Below are 20866 nucleotides of genomic sequence, written 5' to 3' on the forward strand. Positions count from 1 at the left end.
TGGGACCATGATCTACCGGGCCAGACCAGGACAGGCGAGCAGCGGTGAAGTCATCGGCATTTTGCTGCTGGACACCTCGGTGCCCTTCATACCGGGGGACGTGGCCAATGCCACGACCTACGATTTCCCGGTGCGCTTTCAAAAAGTCGAGGGCTTTTCCGTAGCGCGGGCCATCGGCAAGGATCCCGGGATTTACGACGCTTTGCTTGCCGCGGCCCGGGACCTGGTCGACCAGGGCGTTCGGGCGGTGACCGGCGACTGCGGCTTCATGGCCTTTCACCAGCGGCATCTGGCCAGGGATCTTTCGGTTCCGGTGTTTCTCTCCAGTCTGCTGCAGATTCCGTTCATCCTCTCCATCCTGGGAGGTGAGAAGAAAGTCGGCGTCATTACGGCCGACAGCCGCAGCCTGGACGCGGCGCTGATGGCCGCCATGGGCATAAACGATATCAGCCGGATCGTGGTCGAAGGACTACAGACCCGGAAAGCGTTTTACCGCTTTGCCATCGAAGAATCGGGCACCCTGGACCCGGCTGAGGTGGAAACCGAGATGGTCGATGCCGGCCTGAAACTGGCGTCCGGAGACGATGCCATCGGCGCCCTGCTGCTGGAGTGCAGCCTGCTGCCGCCCTATGCAGCGGCCGTGCAGGCGGCGGTTCACCTGCCGGTCTTCGACTATATTACGATGATCAACTTCGTATTTTCGGCCATAGTTAGACGGCCCTACGAGGGCTTTATCTGAATGGACACTGCATAGATCGAGCCTTCCAACCCTGAATGAAATAGAGGCCAGCAGCGAATGAAAATGCAGCAAATATCCGAACAGATCGAAGCCTGCCGGGACGAACTGATCGCGCTGCGCAGGGATTTCCACCGGCATCCCGAGCTGGGATTCGAAGAACATCGCACCGCACGGACCATCGAAGCCTACCTTCAGGACCTGGGGATGCGCACCCAACGGTTTGCCAAGACCGGGGTGGTGGCCCTGCTGGAAGGATCGGGTCCCGGTCCGGTGCTGATGCTCCGGGCCGATATGGACGCTTTGCCGGTGACCGAGGAGAACGAGGTCGAGTACCGGTCCAGGAATCCGGGGGTGATGCACGCCTGCGGCCACGATGCCCACATGGCCATGCTGCTGGTAGCGGCCAAGATTTTATCGCAGCACACAGACGCCTTTGCCGGAACGATCAAATTCGTCTTCCAGCCCAACGAGGAGATCGCCGGCGCCCTATGCATGATCGAAGAGGGCGTTCTTGACAGTCCTATGGTCGATGCGGTCATGGGCCTGCACGTCTGGACGCCGGTCCCCTCAGGACGGATCGGCATCACCGCCGGCCCGGTGATGGGGGGCCTGGACGTGTTCAAGATGACCATCTTCGGCAAAGGGGGCCACACCGGCGTTCCCGAAGATGCCGTGGATCCCATTGCTGCAGCCGCCAACCTGATCCAGACCGTCCAGATGATCCAGACCCGCGAGATCAGCAACCTCAAGTCCACCATCATCATGTTCGGCCGCATCTGCGGCGGGACCAAGAGCAACATCATCCCCGATCAGGTGGAGTTGGAAGGTTCCATCCGGTTTCTCTACAAAGGGGGGCCGGACAGCGAGGAGCAGCCCACCGAGCGGTTCGTCCGCATCGCCGAGCAGGTTTGCCGCACCCACCGCTGCACCTGCAACATCGAGATCGTCCACGAGAACGTCCCTTTGATCAACGATCTCCGAATGGCGACTATCGCCCGGAAGACCGCCGCCGACGTTTTTGGCCACCAGGCGGCCGTGATCGACAACGTCACCATGGCCAGCGAGGATTTTTCCGAGTTCAGCGAACGCGTCCCCGGCGTGTTCATGTTTCTTGGAACCGGCAATGCCCAAAAGGGCACGACCGTTTCCCACCACAACCCGCGCTTTGACATCGATGAAGACGTCCTACCCAACGGGGTCGCCATGCATGTGCACGGCGCCTTGAATTATTTCAACGCAACCGACAATGGAAAAGGAGGTGAACGCACAGCCCAACATTCATCCGACAGATAAACTCAACCGCCCCCAGGCTCGCCCGGCGAGCTGCAGATGAAAGGAGTTGGACCATGAAGAGAATGATGAATTTAAAAATGGTTAGGTCTCTGCTTACAGGAGTTTTCTTGATCGCAGCAACAAGCATCAGCCTGCATGCAGCGGAGTGGAAGTATGCCATGGGAGAAGGAGAAAGCGACCCCCAGGGCATCTATGCCACGGCATTTAAAGACTATATCGAAGAAAATTCCAGGCATACCATCAAAATCTATCCGGTCGGAAGCCTCGGCGAAGAGACCGATATGCTGGAGCAGACCCGAGCCGGGATCCTGCAGTTTTTAGGACAATCCACCGGTTATATGGGCGGTACGATTCCCGAGATGGATCTGTTTACCCTGCCCTACGTTATGCCGACCGACACGAAGCAGCTTGATTATTTTTTCAAAAATTCAAAAGTAATCAACGAAATGCTTCCTGAAATTTTCAGGGAACACGGGCTTGAGCTGCTGTCTATCTTCCCTGAAGGTGAGATGGCGGTCACAACTCTTGAGCCTTTTCACTCACCGGAAGATTTAAAGGGCAAAAAAATGCGCGTGATGCCGGGATCCCCCATCCTGGTCGAGACCTACGAAGCGTTCGGTGCTTCACCGGTTCCCATGAGCTGGGGCGATCTGATTGGCGCCCTTAAGACCAAAATGGTAGACGGCCAGGAGAACCCGACGGTATGGATCGAAGCGTATGATCTGGACAACTTGACTAACGTTTTGACATATACCGGACACGGACACTTCAATGCATCCGCGTCGGCAAACAAAAAGTTCTTTGATGGCCTGAGCACGAGAGATAAAAAGCTTGTTCGCGCAGCGGCGGAGCATGCTCATCAGACGATCCTGGAAGAGGCCCAGAAGCTTGATGCTTATGGCCTCGGCCGTATTGTCAGAACCAACCCGAGCTATAAAATCGTGACCCTTACCGAAGAAGAACGCGCGCCGTTTAAAAAAGCGGCAGAAGCGGTTCAAGCTTCATTCGCATCAAAAAGCGCTTCAAACAAAAAAGTCTTGGATCAGATGATGAAAGATCTGAAAGAAGCCGAGGCAAACGCCAAATAATATTCCCATCGATGCTCTGCCGCCCGTTTGAGCGGCAGAGCATCTTAAATGAATTGCCCCCTTTTCAGGCGCAATCTGTTCTGCTATTCGGGAGAAAAGATGGATGAAGTAGAAGCAAAGGCGACCAATCCGATCCTAAAGGCACTCGATTTTACCGATGTGCTCATCAGCAAGTTTGAAGGGATTATGCTGGCACTCGGGGTGATCGCGATGACGATCAACACCATTGCTGCGGTAATCAGCCGGTATGTTTTCAACAGTGCGATTACCTTCACCGATGAACTGAATATGATTTTCATCGTTGTGGTAACCTACGCCGGGCTGAGCTACGCAGCGCGCAATGGACGCCATATCCGAATGTCTGCCATTTACGATTCATTGTCTGCAAAGGCACGCAAGGTGTTAATGATTGTGATGGCTTCGGTCACGTCGGCGTTTATGTTCCTTCTCTCTTTTTATTCGTACTACTATATTGTTGAAGTATATGAGAGTGGACGCATTTTGCCGGCATTGGGACTGCCGGTATTTTATATCTACTTGTGGGCGCCAGTTGGTTTTTTTCTGACAGGATTGCAGTACGCGTTTACGGTGGTTAAAAACCTGACCGAAAGCGATGTCTATCTTTCTACTCATATCAAAGATGGATATTCCGACACAGCCAGCGACATTGAGATTTAAGGTATGATGATGAGACTTAAAATTGGGAAAATCCTACTGTTATGTGTTTTCAGTTGCCTTTTGGCCGCTCCTCTTTTGGCATCCGATCCTGTCACCATCGTCATTGAAGAGACTACCATCGAGCAAAAAACGAAACTTTTCGTGTATGGCTATGCCGAGGGTGTGGACAGACGACAAGAGGTAAGCATCACCTTAAGCGATCCTGACGCGAAGACGCTGGAACTGAAAGCGGAAACCAACAAAATCGGCAACTGGAGCGTTGAAGATATCGACATCGGTGCGCTCAGCGACGGCGAGATCGCCATCACGGCAGCGATTACGGATGAAGCGGGAAAAATATTAGCCCAGACCGATTCCATGGCTGTCCTGGATACCAGCTTTAATCTTTTTGAGTTCATGAACAAACATTTTGCAGCCACCATCTTTTTGCTGATGGTCACGCTGTTGCTGTTGGGGTTCCCCATGAAGATCCCATTGATCGCCGGAGCCACGCTGGGAGTGGTTCTGCTGTACGATGGCGATCTGTCACAGATGCAGTTTATGATTCAGCAGATGATGGCGGGGATTCGTCCGGCCGCACTCATTGCCGTGCCCATGTTTATCCTCTCGGCCGATATTATGACCCGAGGCAAATCGGCTGAAAAACTGATCGATCTGGTGATGGCATTTGTGCGGCACATCAAAGGCGGGCTGGCTGTGAGTACTGCCGGCGCGTGTGCGGTATTCGGTGCCGTTTCCGGTTCAACCCAAGCCACTGTTGTCGCCATCGGCTCCCCCCTGCGTCCCAGGCTTCAGGAAGGGGGATACAAAGACTCTTTCATTTTGGCACTCATCGTCAACTCCAGCGATATCGCCTTTTTGATTCCGCCCAGTATCGGGATGATTATTTATGGAATTGTTGCGAAAACCTCCATTCCTGAGCTTTTTATTGCCGGAATCGGTCCGGGGTTGTTGATCCTGCTGCTGTTTTCCATCTACAGCGTAGTCTATGCATATATAAACAAGATTCCCATCGAACCGAAAGCCTCATGGAGCGAGCGGGGAAAGGCGCTGTATCGCGCACTATGGCCGTTGGGATTCCCGGCGATAATTATCGGAGGCATCTTTGGCGGTATCTTCAGCCCCACGGAAGCAGCCGCCGTAAGCGTGGCCTATGCCATCCTGCTGGAAGGCTTTATTTTCAGAACGATGACGCTTGGGGATTTCTGGGCCACCTCTCTGTCCACCGGGCTGGTGACCGCCGTTGTTTTTATCCTGGTCGGTGCAGGGGCTGCATTTGCATGGGTATTGTCCTATGCCCAGGTGCCCCAACAGCTTTTGGGGACGATTGGCATTGCCGAAATGGGCAAATACGGCGTTCTTTTTGTTATTTCCATCGCCTTTTTTGTCGGATGCATGTTTGTTGATCCAATCGTGGTGATTTTGATCCTGGTACCCATTTTTGCGCCCAGTGTTCACAATGTAGGGCTCGACCCGGTTTTAGTGGGTACGATTATCACCCTTCAGGTTGCCATCGGTTCTGCAACACCGCCGTTCGGCTGCGATATCTTTACCGCGATTGCGGTATTCAAACGCCCTTACTTTGAAGTTGTCAGAGGCACACCCCCATTTATTTTAATTCTCTTAAGTGTAGCCGTTGCGATGATCTTCTTTCCCGATATTGCTCTTTTCTTAAGAGATGTAGCCTTCAGATAAAGGAGAGAGATGTTCCACAATATTTTAGTGCCGCTGGATGGTTCGGAAAATGCCTACCGAACCTTACCGTATGCAGCCAACCTGGCCAAACAGTTTGATTCCCAGATCAACGTATTGTCGGTCTTCAGACACCACAGCTATATCGAAGCATCGATCTCCATGGTCAGGCCCAAGGAGCCGGAAAACCTGGACGATGTACTGAGCGCTTATGCCAGAGAAGTCGTTGATCGCGGCAAAACCATATTAAGGGAACAAGGCGTCACGAAAATCAAAGGCTTTGTCAAAATGGGCACGGCCAGTAAAAAAATCCTGGAGTTTGCCAAAAAAAACGAAATCGATTTGATCATCATCAGTTCCAAAGGGAACGGGGATCTGACCGGATACCTTTTGGGCGGAGTGTCCCATAAGGTGGCGGGCCTCGCCAAATGTCCGGTCATGGTTATTTGACGAATACCGATCGCCGGTCCACTTTTAAAAATCGCCCGCCGCAAGAACCGGTTTTACACATGAAAAAAAAACCGACACTGCACGATGTCTATCGTGCCCGGGCACGCATCAAGCCCCTCGTCGTTGAGACGCCACTTCTGGAATCCGCCGAATTGGCGGACAGAACAGGTGCCCGAACGGTCCATTTGAAAATGGAATGCCTGCAGAATACCGGCGCTTTTAAAGTGCGGGGCGCCGCAAACAAAATTTTAAGTCTTTCCGAAGAAGAAAAACATAAGGGCGTCATCACCTTTTCCACCGGCAATCACGGCAAGGCGGTGGCCTATGTGGCCGGACGCACCGGCATCAAGGCGGTTGTCTGTTTGTCTGAACACGTCGCTGCATACAGGGCCGACACGATCGGAAAACTGGGCGCGGAAGTCTCCATCAAAGGGAATTCCCAGGATGAAGCCGAGAAAAATTATCGTCAACTGACAGCGTCCCGCGGGCTTGTCCCGGTGGTTCCGTTTGACGACCCCATGATTATCGCCGGTCAGGGAACCATTGCCCTCGAAATGATTGCAGCGCTTCCAGATACCGATGTATTGCTGGTTCAATTGTCCGGCGGCGGACTGCTGGCCGGAATTGCCATGGCCGCCAAATCGATCAATCCGGATATTCACATCGTGGGACTCTCCCTACAGCGGTCTCCGGCTATGCTGGAAAGTCTGAAAGCGGGCGCACCCGTTCAGGTGGAAGAAAAAAACTCTCTTGCCGATTCGCTTTTGGGCGGCATCGGCTTCGACAATCGATACACAATGCCTTTGGTGGAAAAATATACCGACGAACACGTGCTGGTTTCCGAAGAAGATATCAAGGCAGGCATGTATTTCCTGTTCGAAGCCCATCGAACCATTGCCGAAGGGGCCGCGGCCGTCGGTGTGGGGGCCTTGCTGAGCGGCCGGATCGATGTGACCGGCAAACGCGTGGCGACAGTGATTACCGGCGCCAGCGTGGAGTCGTCCACCTACCTGTCGGTCATCCGGCAACAGCATGAAAGGAATTGCCATCCATGATTCGAATCCTTGACGAAAAAGAGATCCGGCAGTTGGTTTCACTGGACCTGTCGGTGGTCGACGCCATCGAAACCGGCTTTAGCGAACTGGCCAAGGGAAACGCCTTGGTGCCCCCGATCATGATGATTCCGGTACCGGAGAAAAAGGGCGAAGTGGACATCAAGAGCGCCTATATCAAGGGCATCGACCAGTTGGCCATCAAGGTGGCATCCGGATTTTTCGAAAACAGCCGGCTTGACCTGCCCTCCCAGAGCGGCCAGATGCTGGTGCTCAGCGCTGAAACCGGATTTTTGCAGGGGGTTCTGTTGGACAACGGCTACCTGACCCAGGTGCGCACCGCAGCCGCCGGAGCAGTCGCAGCCAAATACCTGGCCCCGCAGACGGCCGATGCCGTGGGGGTGATCGGCTCGGGCGTTCAGGCGCGCTTCCAGATAGAAGCCCTGCACCTGATACGATCATTTTTCACCGTCCATATGTTCAGCCTGGACGCCGACGATCTGAAAGACCGCTACGTTAGCGACATGCAGCGACGTCTTCCGGACGTCACGGTCGTCAAGGCCCCCAGCTTGGAGGCGGTGGTCAGGGAAAGCAGCGTCGTGGTTACCACCACGCCGGCCCGCAGCGGTTTTCTCAAGGCGGACTGGCTGCATCCGGGGCTGCACATCACATCCATGGGAAGCGATACGGAAGAAAAGCAGGAACTGGAGGCCGAAGTGCTCACAAGGGCGGATCTGGTGGTCTGCGACCTCAAGGCCCAGAGCGTGCGCCTTGGAGAACTGCGCAGCGCCGTCGAGCAGGGCCTGATGCCGGCGGATGCACCCGTGGTCGAATTGGGGGCCATCGTCAACAAAAAGGCCCCGGGCCGCACAGCGGACGACCAGATTACCGTTTGCGACCTGACCGGTGTGGGCGTCCAGGATACCATGATTGCCATCAAAACGCTGGCCCTGGCAGAAAAGCGGGGTATCGGCCGCGTCATTTCCTGATAACATGACGCCACGCCGGCAGCGCATGGATCGAAAAGGGTGCGACAATGCCAAGCAAGCTTATTTTTTCTCAAGATGAGTATGCTCGCCGGATCAGGCGGGTCAAGGAAGCCATGGATCGGCAGGGCATGGAAACGCTGCTGGTGGTCGATCCGGCCAACATGAACTACCTGACCGGCTACGACGGCTGGTCCTTTTATGTTCATCAGGGGGTGATCCTCTCTGTGGACAGCGATGCGCCCCTGTGGTTCGGCAGGCAGCAGGACGCCAACGGCGCCCGCTTGACCACCTGGCTGCCCGATGACCGCATCTTCGGCTACCCGGACAAATACGTGCAGTCGCGGGTCACCCACACCATGCGCTACGTGGCCCGACTGATGCGCGATCAGGGCCTTGCGGAAAAACGCCTCGGCCTGGAGATGGACGCCTACTGGTTCAGTGCGCGCATGTATCTCATCCTTCAGGAAGAGATGCCCCAATCCGTTTTATTGGACGCCACCAACCTGGTCAACTGGGTCAAGACGGTCAAATCCGAAGCGGAAATCGGCTATATGCGCGAGGCGGCCAGAATCTGCGAACAGGTGATGCAGACGGCCGTCGACACCATTGCCCCCGGCGTTCGGGAAAAGGATGCGGCGGCTCGGGTAGCGGCGGCCCAGATTGCCGGCACCGACGAATACGGCGGCTCGTCCCCCGCCATTTTTCCCATCATGCCGTCGGCCGAACGCACCGCCACCGCCCATCTGACCTTCGATGCGGACCGGTCATATGCTGCCGGCGACGTGGTGCTGCTGGAGCTGGCCGGCGCCCGGCACCGGTACCATGCCCCCTTGTCGCGCACGGTGTATCTCGGCGACCCGCCCGAAGATCTGGCAAAAACCGCCGACGGGGTCGTCACCGGCCTGAAGGAAACCCTGGAAGATATGGGCCCCGGCATGACCGCCGAGGAGGTGGAAGCACGCTGGCGGGCGGCCATTGCCCACACCGGTGTGGTCAAACCCTCCCGGGTCGGTTACTCCTTCGGCTTGAACTATGTGCCGGACTGGGGGGAGCACACCGTGAGCCTGCGCCCCGGCGACAAGACGATTCTGGAGCCGGGCATGACCATTCACTTCATGCCCGGCATCTGGCTGGACACCTACGGGTTCGAATGCAGCGAGCCGGTGCTGATCACCGCAAGCGGATGCGAGAAGTTTATCGAGTTTCCGCAGCAATTGTTCGTCAAGGGTTGACGGATTTGTAGAAAGTACCAAACTCGTCATGCCGGACTTGATCCGGCATCCAGAAAATATTGAAACAACTGGATTCCGGCCTGCGCCGGAATGACGAAAATATTATAATCTTTATTTTTTACGTGTCCGTCATTCTTTAATCTTCGACGTTGCCGGGATCAACGTCTGCGTCGATATAATCCCGTCGATCAGGCGAACCTTGGAATGGGTGAACTGGCCGATGACCTCGGCGTCGGAGGAAAGCAGGTCGCGCGTCAGGACCACTTTGATCAAGATGTCGATGCTGCCGTGGATGGAGTGAACCTCCCTGACTTCCGGCAGCGCAAACAACTTGTCCACCACTTTCAATTCCCGTCGGGCTTCCACGTTGATCATGATAAAGGCCGTGATGCTGCGCAGCATTTCCGGGTACTCATTTTTGTCCATATTGGCCATTTTCTCTCTGAATGCCTCCATATCCTTGGGTATCCGTTCGTCGATGCCGATGCCGTAGTGGCGAGGGCGTCCCTTTTGCCAGTGGTGAAAGGAAACGTAGGCGTAAAGGTCGTCCAGGGTCCGTCCGGGAAAAGAGTCCAGCAGACCGCCCTTTTCGATGATGCCGATCATGGGCCGATAAATGGTCCGGTGCCAGTCCTCGGCGGCTTCCTGAAGCGTGGCTCCCGGCTTTTCGCCGCCGGCCAGGAAGGCCCGGTGGGATTCCACCTGTTCGAGCAGGATAACAAACTGGCCGACTTCCGAGATATCCAGGGAATGGGCCAGTCCGGTCTGCTCCATGAACTCTTTTTTCTCCCGGTAGATGATGTTCTCCAGGGTGTTGCTCGACGGGATGAATTCGACGATCCTGGCCATGATGTCGCTGCGGCCGAAATCCTTGGCAGCCGAGATGCGGTGGTTCCCGTCCAGGACGTAGTACTCGTCTTTAATCTGATACAACTTGACCGGCGGCAGGGTTTTGCCTTCCCGCATGGCCTGTTTGATGCTGATCAACCGGTCCGGCGGAACGTGGTCCTTGAGTTTGAACTGGCTGTCAAAATCCTGGTAGCGCCCCACGCTACCGACGATCTTTTCCAGAGGTACGCTGCAGATGCCGCGATCGACGTGATCGAAGGCCTCCTCGCATTCCTGATTCTCCCGGAAGCATTTGGCCTGGCTGTTTTTTTTGCCGGGCCAGATTTTTTTGACGAGATCCGTAAGGCTACCCATGGTCGACCTCCAGAAGATGCCAGGCAAATGCGTTGATCACCTGCGTTTCGCCCACCCGCGTCATCCGCTGGGACGGATCGGTAAAGTGGGCGTGAATGTGGCCGTGAACGAAATAGCGCGGCTTGAACCGGGCGATGAGTTTGAGGAAGCTTTTAAAGCCCCGATGGCATCGATCTTCGGCGTCGTTGATGTGACGGGGCGGGGCATGGGTGACCACAATATCCACGCCGCCGCCGAGCCAGAGCCCCGGCATCATGCGCCAGATCATTCGGCGCATCTGGTACTCCCGGTACTGAATCGGACCACCGTTGTACCATCGCGATCCTTCCAGCCCCATGAACCGGAGGCCGTTGAAAGAAATGCGCCGCTGATGAATGTTCAGGCACCCCACGGGAGGCGAGGACCGGTAGCGGATATCGTGGTTGCCGCGCACGTAAAACAACGGCACATCCAGTTTTTCACGGATGGCGGAAAGATATTCCGGCGGCAGGTCGCCGCAGCTGAGGATCAGTTCCACACTGCGAAAACGCCGGGCATCGATTCGATCGGACAGTTCCGGAACGACAATGTCGGATATGGCCAATATTTTCATAAAACGCTACCGTTTAGCGCCCACCAATGATCAACGCGGCGATCCGGCTATTGCATCAGTGGGCATTTTCTTCCTCTTTACCCTTTTCATAGAGGGTTGTAAACGAACTTGACGAGCCTGATGGCCTTCGCGATAATTGCTAAAAATTCCCTTTTCACGTCAGGAGGCAGGAGATGAACGACAAAATCCGGGCCGACTATTTCGCCCTGGACCGACCCGATGTAAGCATGTTTCTTTTTCATCCGCGAAAATCTTCCCCGAGTGCGGAAAACCGCGACAATTTTCAGGAGATCCGCATTCCCGTTGCCGAAGATATTGCCGTGGGCGCCCGCTTTCACCTGGCCGACGCCGGCGGGGCCACCCTGCTCTTCTTTCACGGCAACGGAGAAATCGTTGCCGACTACGACGACATCGCCCCGCTGTTCAATCGTCTTGGGATCAATTTTCTGGTCGTGGATTATCGGGGATACGGGATTTCGGACGGCGCACCCACGGCATCCTCCATGATGGCCGATTGTCATCGGATCTTCGATTTCACCGAAAACTGGAAAAGGGAAAAGGGGTTTTCCGGTCCCCTGATCGTCATGGGGCGTTCGTTGGGCAGTGCCTCGGCCCTGGAACTGGCTGCCAGTTACCCGGATCGGTTCGACGGGCTGATTATCGAAAGTGGATTTGCCTGGGCGGGACCGCTGCTGCGGCGTTTAGGGGTCGATCCGGAAGGTATTGGATGTGACGAGTCCGCAGGCTTTGCCAATGTGGACAAGATCGAACGCTTCGACAAGCCGACGGTAATCATCCATGCCGAGTTCGATCACATCATTCCTTTCAGCGACGGCGAGGCGCTCTACGATGCCAGCCCTGCCGTCGATAAAACGTTGGTCACCATTTACGGCGCCAACCACAACGACATCTTCCTGCGCGGCCTGGACCGCTATCTCGAGGCGGTCGGCAACCTCGCCCGCACGATCTCCAACCGGTGATCATGGCCCGTTGAAAACAATAAGGTCCGGGTGATTGCAGCGGCCACCCGGACCCGATGCCGTTTGTGTTCCCTCTTATACAATTACGCTTCGGTCTCTCTCACCAGCAGGCTGTCCAGACGCAGCCTGGCTGCCTGGCATACCCCTGGATCTTCGTCCTTCTCGGCGATCTGCCCGAGGAGTTTGACATCCTTGATGCGTTCCAACGCCCGGATACGCACCTCGGGGTTGGAATTTTGCCAGCGGGGAACGAAAATATCGGAAAATTTCACGATACACCTCCAAAATTGTTTGATTACACCATCTGCGGCCATTCGCCGGCGGCCGGCGGACGCACGTTTACGCCCCAACCATCCGGCAAGGTCGGCAGTTCCTCTACCTCAATCGGTGAATCATCTCCCGGAACGCGTCACAGCTTCCCGGGAGTCGGGTAGGCACATTTTGATGATGGTCTTCATTGCGTACGTCCTTCGGCGATACTGTCGCCGGTAAAAACGGGTATCGCAGGCAGTCTTGCAACAAGGGGCTGGCGGGTACGGCTACGACGATGCTCAATCGGCAGGTGGTTATTTTTGATTCAATTTTATTGTATAATTTTACATGCGATTCCACCGCCTGTCAAGTCATTATTGGCATATGTTCTATTCGGCGGCGGTCAGGGGGGAAGGATAAAGCAGTCGGCCGGAGTCCTGGACGATCGCGCCCTGGATGACCCCGGCGGCGTCAAACGTGCTGCCGGCCACCTGGCCATCGAGCCCCATGATCCGGCACCAGATGGAGGCTTCGATCTTCTTATCCAGGCGGTATCGATGATTGAATGCGGCTTTCAGACGCCGGTGGATGACGCGGGAGCTTTCCTCCGTCGTGCGGGACAGCACGGCAACCAGCGTGGAACTGTCAAAACGCCCCAGACGATCGATTTTGCGGAAGCTGATCGCCGCAATCCGTGCGACCTGCCGCAGGAACCGTTCCTCGTCCAACGGGTTTTCCAGGGGACCGGCATGGTGATTCTGAATTTTCAACAGACAAAACGCCAGCGGATCGCCGAATCGCCGGGAGCGCTGAATTTCCCTGTCCACGCATTCGAGCAATGCCTCCCGATTGAGCAGCCCGGTGTCTTCGTCCAGCCGGCATGAACGGGACAGACATTGGTCCGCCTGGATCAGCTTCTCAGTGAGAATGGAAGACAGGTTGGCATACAGGCGGCCTGCGGTTCTCGGATACACCCGTCTTAGACGATCCAGGTGGGCTTGACTCAGGGCGAGAACTTCTCCCGCGACCACGGAAATCACCGAAACACAGCGGTGGCCGGAAGTCATGATCCCCATTTCTCCGATGACGTCGCCAAGCTGCAGACGGTTGACCCGTGTACGGCAACCTTGCCTTCTTTCGAGACCACCGTGGGCTTCGACCATTTCGGCGTCAAAAATCCCGGAGATGACCACGAACAACCGGTCCGCCACATCGCCCTGGTCGAACAGGTGACTGCCGGCATCGATCTGAAGGATCTCGCCGGTCTTGAGAACGCGATGGACCTGCATTCGGGTCATTCCCCGCAGCAACGGCACGGCCTGCTGCAGCCGGTTTCCCCCGATGCGAATCTGAAACACTTCCTCGAGGGTAATGGGCGAGACCCTGGACAGCAGCGCCGGCAAAATGAGCAGCCCGCCGACCGGGGCCGATACCATGGCCAGCATCGTCAGCAGACCGAATACGGCCGTAGGCGTAAAGTTGGAAAGCATAAGTATGGAAAACCCGGAACAAATGGCCAGACTGGTGGCGACCATGGGCCGACCGACCTGGCCTAAAGTCACGCCCATGGCGGCAACGGCATCCATCTGTTCTGTATAAGCCCGTTTATAGCAGGCCAGATAGTGAATGGTATCGTCCACGGCCAGACCGACGACGATGCTGGCGACCAGGCAGGTTCCCATGGATAGATCGATTCCCAGCCACCCCATGGCCCCGAAACCGACCAGGATGGGAAACAGGTTTGCCGCCAGGGCGATGATCCCGATTCTCGCGGAAAGAAACATTCCGAAAATCAGTGCGAACACCACACCCATGGTGATCGCAAGGCTCCAGACCTGGCCGTGGACCAGGTGTCGGCTGCCAAGGGACATGACCATCCCGAATCCGGTCACGCGGCAGATTGTCTCCGATTTTTCCCGCAGCCGGCAGAAACCCATGATCCGCTTTTCCGCATCGGCAAAGGCTCTGGCGGTGGAAAGCCGGGTCAGCATGGTGATGTTGGCCTTGGCGAAATCCTCGCTGACATAACGGCGCAGAATATCCCTGCCCAGCAGCGATTTGAACTGGTTCACCAGCATGCCCACCTCGTAGTCTGCGCCGGGCAGCGCATAATAGTCCGGATCGAATCGATGGGTCACGTAGTTGACCAGCATCAGATAATCGGCCAGAGAGAGCGTCTTGTCCACGCCCGGGACGGTTGCGAGAAATTGCTGGTATTCGGCCAACTCCTCGATGGCCGGCCGTCTGAGGAAATAATCCTCCCGGTCGGCGCCGAGCACCAGATCCAGCGGGAAACTGCCCGACAGGTGGCGATAGATATCGTGGAAATGCATGCTGACGGCGGTGTTGCCCCGAAAGTACGCCAGCGGATTGGTTTCCACCCGGATCCGCATAATCCCGACGACGGCAAAAAGGGACAACAGGACCAGCAGGCCGAAAAGGGTCTTGCGCCGACGGACGATCAGACGGGTCAACCGGTCCACCCGATCAGGGGAAAAAAGCAGTGACATGGTGTCCGGCGGCCGTTTTCGAAGCATGGGCCAGGCCAGCGCCAGCAGGCATGGGAAAAAGGTCAGCACGACAACCAGCAGGGCCAGTACACCCAGGCAGGCAAAACCGCTGAATTCCCGGACGGCCTCGATAGGAGTCACCGCAAGGGAGGCGATGCCTGCGATGGTCGTGCAGACGGCGATAACAGTGGGAAACGTCGTACGTGAATAGGTGTCCTCCAGGGCTGGAATAAATTCACTGCTGACGGCAATGTGTTTTCTGAAGATGCAGTAGATGTATAGGCAATAAGCCGTACCCACGGCAATTTGCAGGATCGGCACCGCAACGGTCAGAATGTTCAGTGACACCCCGAACCAGGCCATGGCACCCAGGGTCCATACGGCGGCCACGGCAACGGAAACCAGAATCATGGCCATCTCCAGAAAACTTCTGAACATCGCCAGCAGAAGGATGGCGATAATCGCAAGGGTACACAGCGGCAAACGGATAAAATCCCGCTGCGCATAACGGGCCAGGGCAACACAAACCGGCGGCATGCCGATCTGATACGCCAGATGATGCGCCCGTTCGCTGCGCAGTTCCGCCCGAACGGCCAACGTCACCGCTTCCTGGTAGGCGCCGTCGTCCAGCACGAGAGTGATGCCTGAAACCTTGCGATCCGGCGAGATCAGGTACCGCTGAAATATGCGAACCGGCGCGGTCAACGCGGCAAACCGCTGCAGGGACCACTCGTCCCGAGGGTCCACCGACGATTTGATCCGGGGCAGGCTGATCACCCGCTGAACGCCGGGAATCTGCTCGAAGGCATCGGAAAGGGTTCGAAGACGATTGAAAAACGTCGGGGAGAAGATATTATCCCCTTTAAGGACAACATGAATAATTTCGTCGCTGCCAAAAAGGGCCTTGAATTCGTCATATTGCCGGCGTTCCGGCAGGCTGTCCACGACCAGGTCCCGCACGGAAACCGAAAAATCCAGCCAGGGAATGCGAGCCGCCATCACGCCAGTGAAAATCAGGATGACAATCAATACCGTTCGGGGTTGACCGGCAATCCGGTTCAGCCAACTGTTCAGCGAAAACGATCCGATGATCCGTTCCAGCATGACGTCCTCGAAGCCGACTGCACCCGGCAAGGCGCAGGTCATGGTGCACGGGAAGGAACGAAAATGGTTTTGGAGAATCCGGGCGGCGTGGGCGCATCGGCATTCCAAAAGTGTAAAGAGGCGGGAACGGCCACCGCCTCTTTACAGGATCAGGGAACAACAGGAGTTGGAGGTGCCATTGGCAAGTCTCCCGTAGAAACGAATCTACACGACGGCGTCAATTGTTACAATACTCAAACATCACCTAATTTTCCCTTACGTTGTCTAATGGTTTTTCCATGAACATGAGGCAGGTGCGCAGATTGATCCCCCTGCCGGTCAATCCGAGCTTTCGGCGAATGTTCAATCGGTGGGTTTCGACAGTCTTGTAAGCCAGGTTAAGGGCATCGGCGATCTGCCGGGTACTCTGGCCGGATTTGACCATGCTGGCCACATTGAGTTCCGCGGGGGTCAGATTGATGGCCGAAGATGTCAGATGGCGGCAAAAGGGGGAGACGATGGCCTTGAGATGATTTTCCATGATCGTGACCAGGGCGCGGGCTTCGCGGCTGTTCGATTTTTTGCCGAGCTTTTTCAGGTAGGGATGCACAAGGTCCCTTAAATCGGCAGCTATCTTTTCTTCCGTGGCCGCCTTCTCGCGGTCCAGTTTCTTGAGCAGGAAGCGCAGGGCCGTGTTCAAATCCTGCAGTTTGGCCGTTTTCGTTTTCAATTCGGCCTCGCGCCGTTTCAACGATTGTGTGCTGGCAACCTTTTCCCGTATGGCGGCGCGCAAAGTTTCGTTGGCCTCCTGCAACTCGCGGGTGCGCACATGGACGCGCTCTTCCAGCCGCTCCCTGGCCTGCTCCAGGGCCAGTTCCACTTCTCTGAGCCGGGTAATGTCGGTGGCGCTGCCGATCATGCGCTGCGCCCATCCGGAGCCGTCCCATTCGGCAGCGCCGCGCACCAGCAGCCACCGCACCCGCCTTAGTTTGTCCACCACGCGGACCCGGGCTTCGAAACGCGGAGTCCGGCCCTTGATATAGTCGCTGGAATGCTGCATCAAAACGGCCACGTCGTCGGGATGTATCAACGGTTTCCAGGCATCCCAGTGGGCGATCTCATCGGTTTGAAATCCCAACAGTTTTTTCAGGTTCGCGTCGATGACCATTTTTCCGCTTTGCAGATCGTGGTCCCAGACGCCGGTCAGGCCGGCCTCGGTGGCGATCCGGTAGCGGTTTTCCCATTCCCGCAGTTGGGAAACCATGGCATGGATGTGGGAGTTGTCGACGATAATTCCCAATACGCCCGTCGGCGCGTTGTCCCGGTACCGCACCGTCGTGTAGAACAGACCGGGAAACGTACTTCCGTCTTTGCGAAGGCAGGTGTACTCGCTGCGATAAACCGCTTTTCCGGAAAGCGCCCGGGCCAGGTTTTCTCCGGCCCGCTGGTGATCTTCGGGAACAATCATGTCAAAGGCGCTGGCCCCCGCTTCGAAATCCTCACGGCTGTACCCGAACTGCTCCAGGCCTTTTTCGTTGACATAGGTAAAACGCCCCTGGCAGTCCATTTCGAATACGGTTTCCGGAAGCAGCGCTGCCAGTTCGCGGAAGCGGCGCTCGCTCTCCTTCATTTTGTCCAGTTCCGCAGCCAGCGAAGTTACGTCTCTGGCTTCGGGCAGGTTCGTTTTTCTCATGGCAGCTTCCCGCATTTAAAGAGAAAGCCGATGCCGTCAGGAGAACAGGGTGAGAGTGAGCGCCGGGCTCAGATTTTTTGATCCAGATAGGTGCGGGATAGTTTGAGATACTGAGCGGACGAACGCTCGAAGCGCTCCATGGGCTGGTCGGCCATTTCCTTTTTTACCGTGGCCGGTGCTCCGGCCACCAGTTGCCGGGGACCGAACCGGGAACCTTCCTTTACGACGGCGCCGGCAGCCACCACCGTCTGTTCCCCGACTCGGGCGTCGTTAAGGACGATGGCGCCAATCCCCACAAGGCTGCCGTCCCCGATGGTGCACCCGTGAATTACCGCGTTGTGCCCGACGGTTACATGGTCGCCGATAATGGCCGGCTTGCCATGGTCGGTGTGCACCGTGCAATTGTCCTGAACATTTGAATTGACGCCGATGCGGATAGGCGCCATGTCTCCGCGCAGGACGGCGTTGAACCAGATGCTGGTGCCGTCGCCGATGGTCACGTCGCCGATGATGACGGCGGTGGGTGCAAGAAATACGTTGTTCCCGATGGTGGGAACGATTCCATTGTATTCGATGATATGGGCCATACCACTGGATACTGGAAAAACAGCAGCTGAGTCAATCGGAAAGCTTGTCCTCAAGATTTTTCATCGGCTTGAGGGTCGGCGGCTGATAGATCATGTAGCTTTGGACCGGATATCTCGTTCCCTTCTCCTGCGTTTTTTTCAAGCCGTCCAGAAGTGCGTCGCAAATGCCCGCCGGGAAGGTCAAAAACATTTCGCAGTCGTCTGTGCCCGCCAGTATCCGTTCTCCGCGTCCGGGCAGGACAAAAGCCGGTTTACCTGTAAAATGAGACTTTAGGGCCGAAAGGCAGGAGATGCCGAATCCGGTGGTTTTGGATTCGATCAACTCGCCATGGTGGTACAGGTACCCGGCCGCCAGCCGGGCCATTTGTGCCGGGGTTCCATAAATCAGGACAATGTCAGGATCGGCCGGCGCCATCTCAAGCGGAAAGATGGCAACCTTGCCGATCTCCCCCGGCGGAATCGGGTCCAGTTGCTTCGCCGCTTTCTCTGCCAGTTCGATCCTGTCCGCGTATCCCATCTCCAGAAAATACTGGGAAAGCGCGGTATGGTCCTGCATGCGCTTTAAGCCCAGCGCCGCCAGACACGGCGTGCAGTTGATGTCATTTGCCTCCACTCCGAGAACGCGCCCCCAGCGTCTTGCCGTGGTTGTCCACTGGCAAAGAGAAATCTTGATGCCGTACTTTGCTGGCCGCACCGCTTCCGGCGGAAGCGGATCACCCCCTTTAACCAATTTCACGCCGAGCGGATACGACTGCGGTCGCACCAGCCTGGCTATTTCTTCGGAAAAGGATTGATAATCCACCTCGTTGCTCCTTTCAGATGCGACCGATTATCCCATTTGGAGCTGCCTGAAATGACCGGCACGTTTTTCATGATACCATCCCTGCAGCATCCTTTCATTCGTGGCATGCACACAGGCGCCGTGGAGCGCCGAATGCCGTTTTCTCTGCGGCGCTTCAGCCGTGGGCAGCAATTTTGGGCAATTCCGACGACGCCAGGCGGCGGGTAAACAGATGGTGGTATATATCCTGAAGATAGACGACGCCGCTCAGGCGGTCATAGTTCAGAACAGGCATGCGGTAGCATTTTTTCTTGGCCATCCGGTCCAGCAGAACCATGATGTGGTCGTCCTCCGCCACGCCCACCACGTTGCGGGACATGATTTGCCGGACGCGTTTGTCCTGCAGGTTGCCGATCAGCAGATCCAGTTGCCCCTCCCACTTCAATGTCCGGCTGTCGATGTCCAGGTTGAGAAAATCCGGCCGCAGGTGATAGAGCAGGTCAAACATCGTCACCACGCCGCACAGCCGCTGCATTTCGTCGACCACCATCAAACTGATCGTTTTATAGCCGGTATCCCGCACCACACCATTGGAAATTTTGAAAATCGCGTCCTCAACAGGGGCATTTGGATGGATCGTTTCGAAATCCTGAACCATGATGTCTTTGGCGCGTAGAGTCATTGTTCCTCCCCTTTGGTGATATTAATGAATTTTTTAAGGCGTCGCCTTTTCATGCAATGGTCGGGTTCGAATCATTCGCTGCGCGGACAGGCGCATCTTCGCGTCCCGTTCGACCTGGACGGAAGACCATGGCTTGCAGCGTGGCGAAGACGGTGCCACTGGCAGAAAAAAGGCGGTCTGACTCGCCGCTGTCTGCGGGCCGGCTTTCTGCCGGCCTGGATCTGGGCAAATAAATATAAAGGGATGGAAGGACTGAACTTAGCTCAGTTAATTGAACGTCGTCAAGAGAAATTCGTGAGATTTGAAAAATCCTGCAATCGGGGTGCTTACCGGCACATCCCTTTGGAATTATGTTTAAAATCCATATTCCCCAAGAAGTTTCCGATAACGGCCATCTTTTTTCATTTCCTGAAGGCTTTTATCAAAGGCATGAAAAACCTTTGAGAGATAAGGTTTGTTTTCCATCGCTCTTTTTGAAAACACCGCATAATTTTTGTCCATGTCGACGGGTTTGTCATATATACCGACGGTGTTAAGGTCGTTTCCATTAAAGTAACCGTCTGTTAAGATCAGCTTTATGGTCGTTTCGGAAGCCAGGAGATATTTGTATCTGCCCACCACCAATTTCCTGAAGTTTTTTGCTACACTCGGTGTCGCCTCAACTTTCAGGCAACCTACTTTTTTCAGAAGACCTTGCAGATAAGAGCCTAGCATCACCCCCACTGTATCAGGGCATAACTCTTCCAGATTGCCCGTGAACGTTTGGATAACCTCCATTTTCTTGTTGTACAGGATGACTTTACGATCGACAAACAGCGTTTCATCGGGATATCTAAAAAACTCGGTACGTTCTTTCTTATACGAGACACCGATGGCGGCATCGACATCACCTTTTTCAGTCATACGGATAAGTCTCGGCCAGGGATAAAACGCAAAATCGATCTCATACCCGGCATTTGAAAACACCGCCTTGGTAATCCTCGGAATGATACCATAATTCGGCAGCTCTTCTGACATGTAGGGCTGCCACTCAGTCGCAGCAACTTTAACCCGCCTTTGTTCCGAAAATGCCGAACTGATGAATACCGCCGAAATGAGGAAAAAGAATATTGATACGAAAAAAATCTTTTTCATTCGATCCTCCAATCCTTAATGCCTGGAAATCCGAGTCCGAATGGCGACATCTCACCCCAAAAGGAACCGGATAAGCCAAGGCGGATGGTGTGCGCGCTCAGCAGGCGCGATCAAACGGTACGCCCGGCAAAAAAACGTATTTCTAATCGGCAGCAG

General features: G+C 55.6%; 19 protein-coding genes. 10 read left to right on the forward strand and 9 right to left on the reverse strand.

Translation table 11 applies throughout. The annotated features are described in order from the left end of the window. Positions 1–7: 7 nt before the first annotated feature. From GN111_RS06780 to GN111_RS06820, 9 genes are all read left to right on the forward strand, one after another. Complete coding sequence (locus tag GN111_RS06780) at positions 8–739, forward strand: aspartate/glutamate racemase family protein (RefSeq protein WP_155303031.1); 732 nt, start codon at positions 8–10, stop codon at positions 737–739. A 63-nt stretch (positions 740–802) separates the two neighbouring features. Then, entirely contained in the window at positions 803–2032 is a 1230-nt protein-coding gene (locus tag GN111_RS06785; RefSeq protein ID WP_155303032.1) for a M20 metallopeptidase family protein, read from the forward strand. Between the two features lie 53 nt (positions 2033–2085). After that, complete coding sequence (gene dctP, locus GN111_RS06790; protein ID WP_155303033.1) at positions 2086–3120, forward strand: TRAP transporter substrate-binding protein DctP; 1035 nt, start codon at positions 2086–2088, stop codon at positions 3118–3120. Positions 3121–3219: 99 nt separating this feature from the next. Beyond that, positions 3220–3798 carry a TRAP transporter small permease gene (locus tag GN111_RS06795; RefSeq protein WP_155303034.1) on the forward strand — a complete coding sequence of 193 codons (579 nt, stop codon included), beginning with the start codon at positions 3220–3222 and terminating at the stop codon, positions 3796–3798. 75 nt (positions 3799–3873) lie between these two features. Further along, on the forward strand, positions 3874–5493 hold the full coding sequence (locus GN111_RS06800) for a TRAP transporter large permease (RefSeq protein WP_231715690.1): 1620 nt from the start codon (positions 3874–3876) through the stop codon (positions 5491–5493). A gap of 9 nt (positions 5494–5502) precedes the next feature. Continuing rightward, positions 5503–5940, forward strand: a complete 438-nt coding sequence (locus GN111_RS06805) for a universal stress protein (protein WP_155303035.1) — start codon at positions 5503–5505, stop codon at positions 5938–5940. A 59-nt stretch (positions 5941–5999) separates the two neighbouring features. Further along, a complete protein-coding gene (locus GN111_RS06810; RefSeq protein ID WP_155303036.1) occupies positions 6000–6995 on the forward strand; it encodes a threonine/serine dehydratase in 996 nt (331 codons plus the stop codon). Further along, on the forward strand, positions 6992–7981 hold the full coding sequence (locus GN111_RS06815) for a cyclodeaminase (protein ID WP_155303037.1): 990 nt from the start codon (positions 6992–6994) through the stop codon (positions 7979–7981). Before GN111_RS06810 ends, GN111_RS06815 begins: the two co-directional genes overlap by 4 nt. 47 nt (positions 7982–8028) lie before the next feature. Next, on the forward strand, positions 8029–9213 hold the full coding sequence (locus tag GN111_RS06820; protein ID WP_155303038.1) for a M24 family metallopeptidase: 1185 nt from the start codon (positions 8029–8031) through the stop codon (positions 9211–9213). A gap of 129 nt (positions 9214–9342) precedes the next feature. Here the strand turns inward: GN111_RS06820 and GN111_RS06825 are convergent, their stop codons facing one another. Continuing rightward, entirely contained in the window at positions 9343–10416 is a 1074-nt protein-coding gene (locus tag GN111_RS06825) for an Lrp/AsnC ligand binding domain-containing protein (protein ID WP_155303039.1), read from the reverse strand. After that, a complete protein-coding gene (locus GN111_RS06830; RefSeq protein ID WP_155303040.1) occupies positions 10409–11008 on the reverse strand; it encodes a metallophosphoesterase family protein in 600 nt (199 codons plus the stop codon). The genes GN111_RS06825 and GN111_RS06830 overlap by 8 nt, the downstream gene beginning before the upstream one ends. Before the next feature lie 173 nt (positions 11009–11181). On the opposite strand from GN111_RS06830, the gene GN111_RS06835 reads away from it, so the two are divergent. Next, positions 11182–11988, forward strand: coding sequence for an alpha/beta hydrolase (locus GN111_RS06835; RefSeq protein ID WP_155303041.1), 807 nt, complete (start codon positions 11182–11184; stop codon positions 11986–11988). Between the two features lie 83 nt (positions 11989–12071). Here the strand turns inward: GN111_RS06835 and GN111_RS06840 are convergent, their stop codons facing one another. The 7 genes from GN111_RS06840 to GN111_RS06870 form a co-directional block, all read right to left on the reverse strand. Further along, complete coding sequence (locus GN111_RS06840; protein ID WP_155303042.1) at positions 12072–12260, reverse strand: hypothetical protein; 189 nt, start codon at positions 12258–12260, stop codon at positions 12072–12074. Positions 12261–12629: 369 nt separating this feature from the next. Then, entirely contained in the window at positions 12630–15854 is a 3225-nt protein-coding gene (locus GN111_RS06845) for an MMPL family transporter (protein ID WP_170302175.1), read from the reverse strand. Positions 15855–16098: 244 nt separating this feature from the next. Then, the gene (locus tag GN111_RS06850; protein WP_170302176.1) at positions 16099–17526 is read right to left on the reverse strand and encodes a helix-turn-helix domain-containing protein; all 1428 of its coding nucleotides are present in this window, start codon (positions 17524–17526) and stop codon (positions 16099–16101) included. Positions 17527–17594: 68 nt separating this feature from the next. Continuing rightward, the gene (locus tag GN111_RS06855) at positions 17595–18113 is read right to left on the reverse strand and encodes a gamma carbonic anhydrase family protein (RefSeq protein ID WP_155303045.1); all 519 of its coding nucleotides are present in this window, start codon (positions 18111–18113) and stop codon (positions 17595–17597) included. Positions 18114–18144: 31 nt separating this feature from the next. After that, complete coding sequence (locus tag GN111_RS06860; RefSeq protein WP_155303046.1) at positions 18145–18915, reverse strand: DUF169 domain-containing protein; 771 nt, start codon at positions 18913–18915, stop codon at positions 18145–18147. A 154-nt stretch (positions 18916–19069) separates the two neighbouring features. After that, positions 19070–19576 carry a CBS domain-containing protein gene (locus GN111_RS06865; RefSeq protein ID WP_155303047.1) on the reverse strand — a complete coding sequence of 169 codons (507 nt, stop codon included), beginning with the start codon at positions 19574–19576 and terminating at the stop codon, positions 19070–19072. A gap of 354 nt (positions 19577–19930) precedes the next feature. Then, entirely contained in the window at positions 19931–20710 is a 780-nt protein-coding gene (locus tag GN111_RS06870) for a substrate-binding periplasmic protein (protein WP_155303048.1), read from the reverse strand. Positions 20711–20866: the final 156 nt, after the last annotated feature.

It is taken from the genome of Desulfosarcina widdelii (assembly GCF_009688965.1).
GTDB lineage: Bacteria > Desulfobacterota > Desulfobacteria > Desulfobacterales > Desulfosarcinaceae > Desulfosarcina > Desulfosarcina widdelii.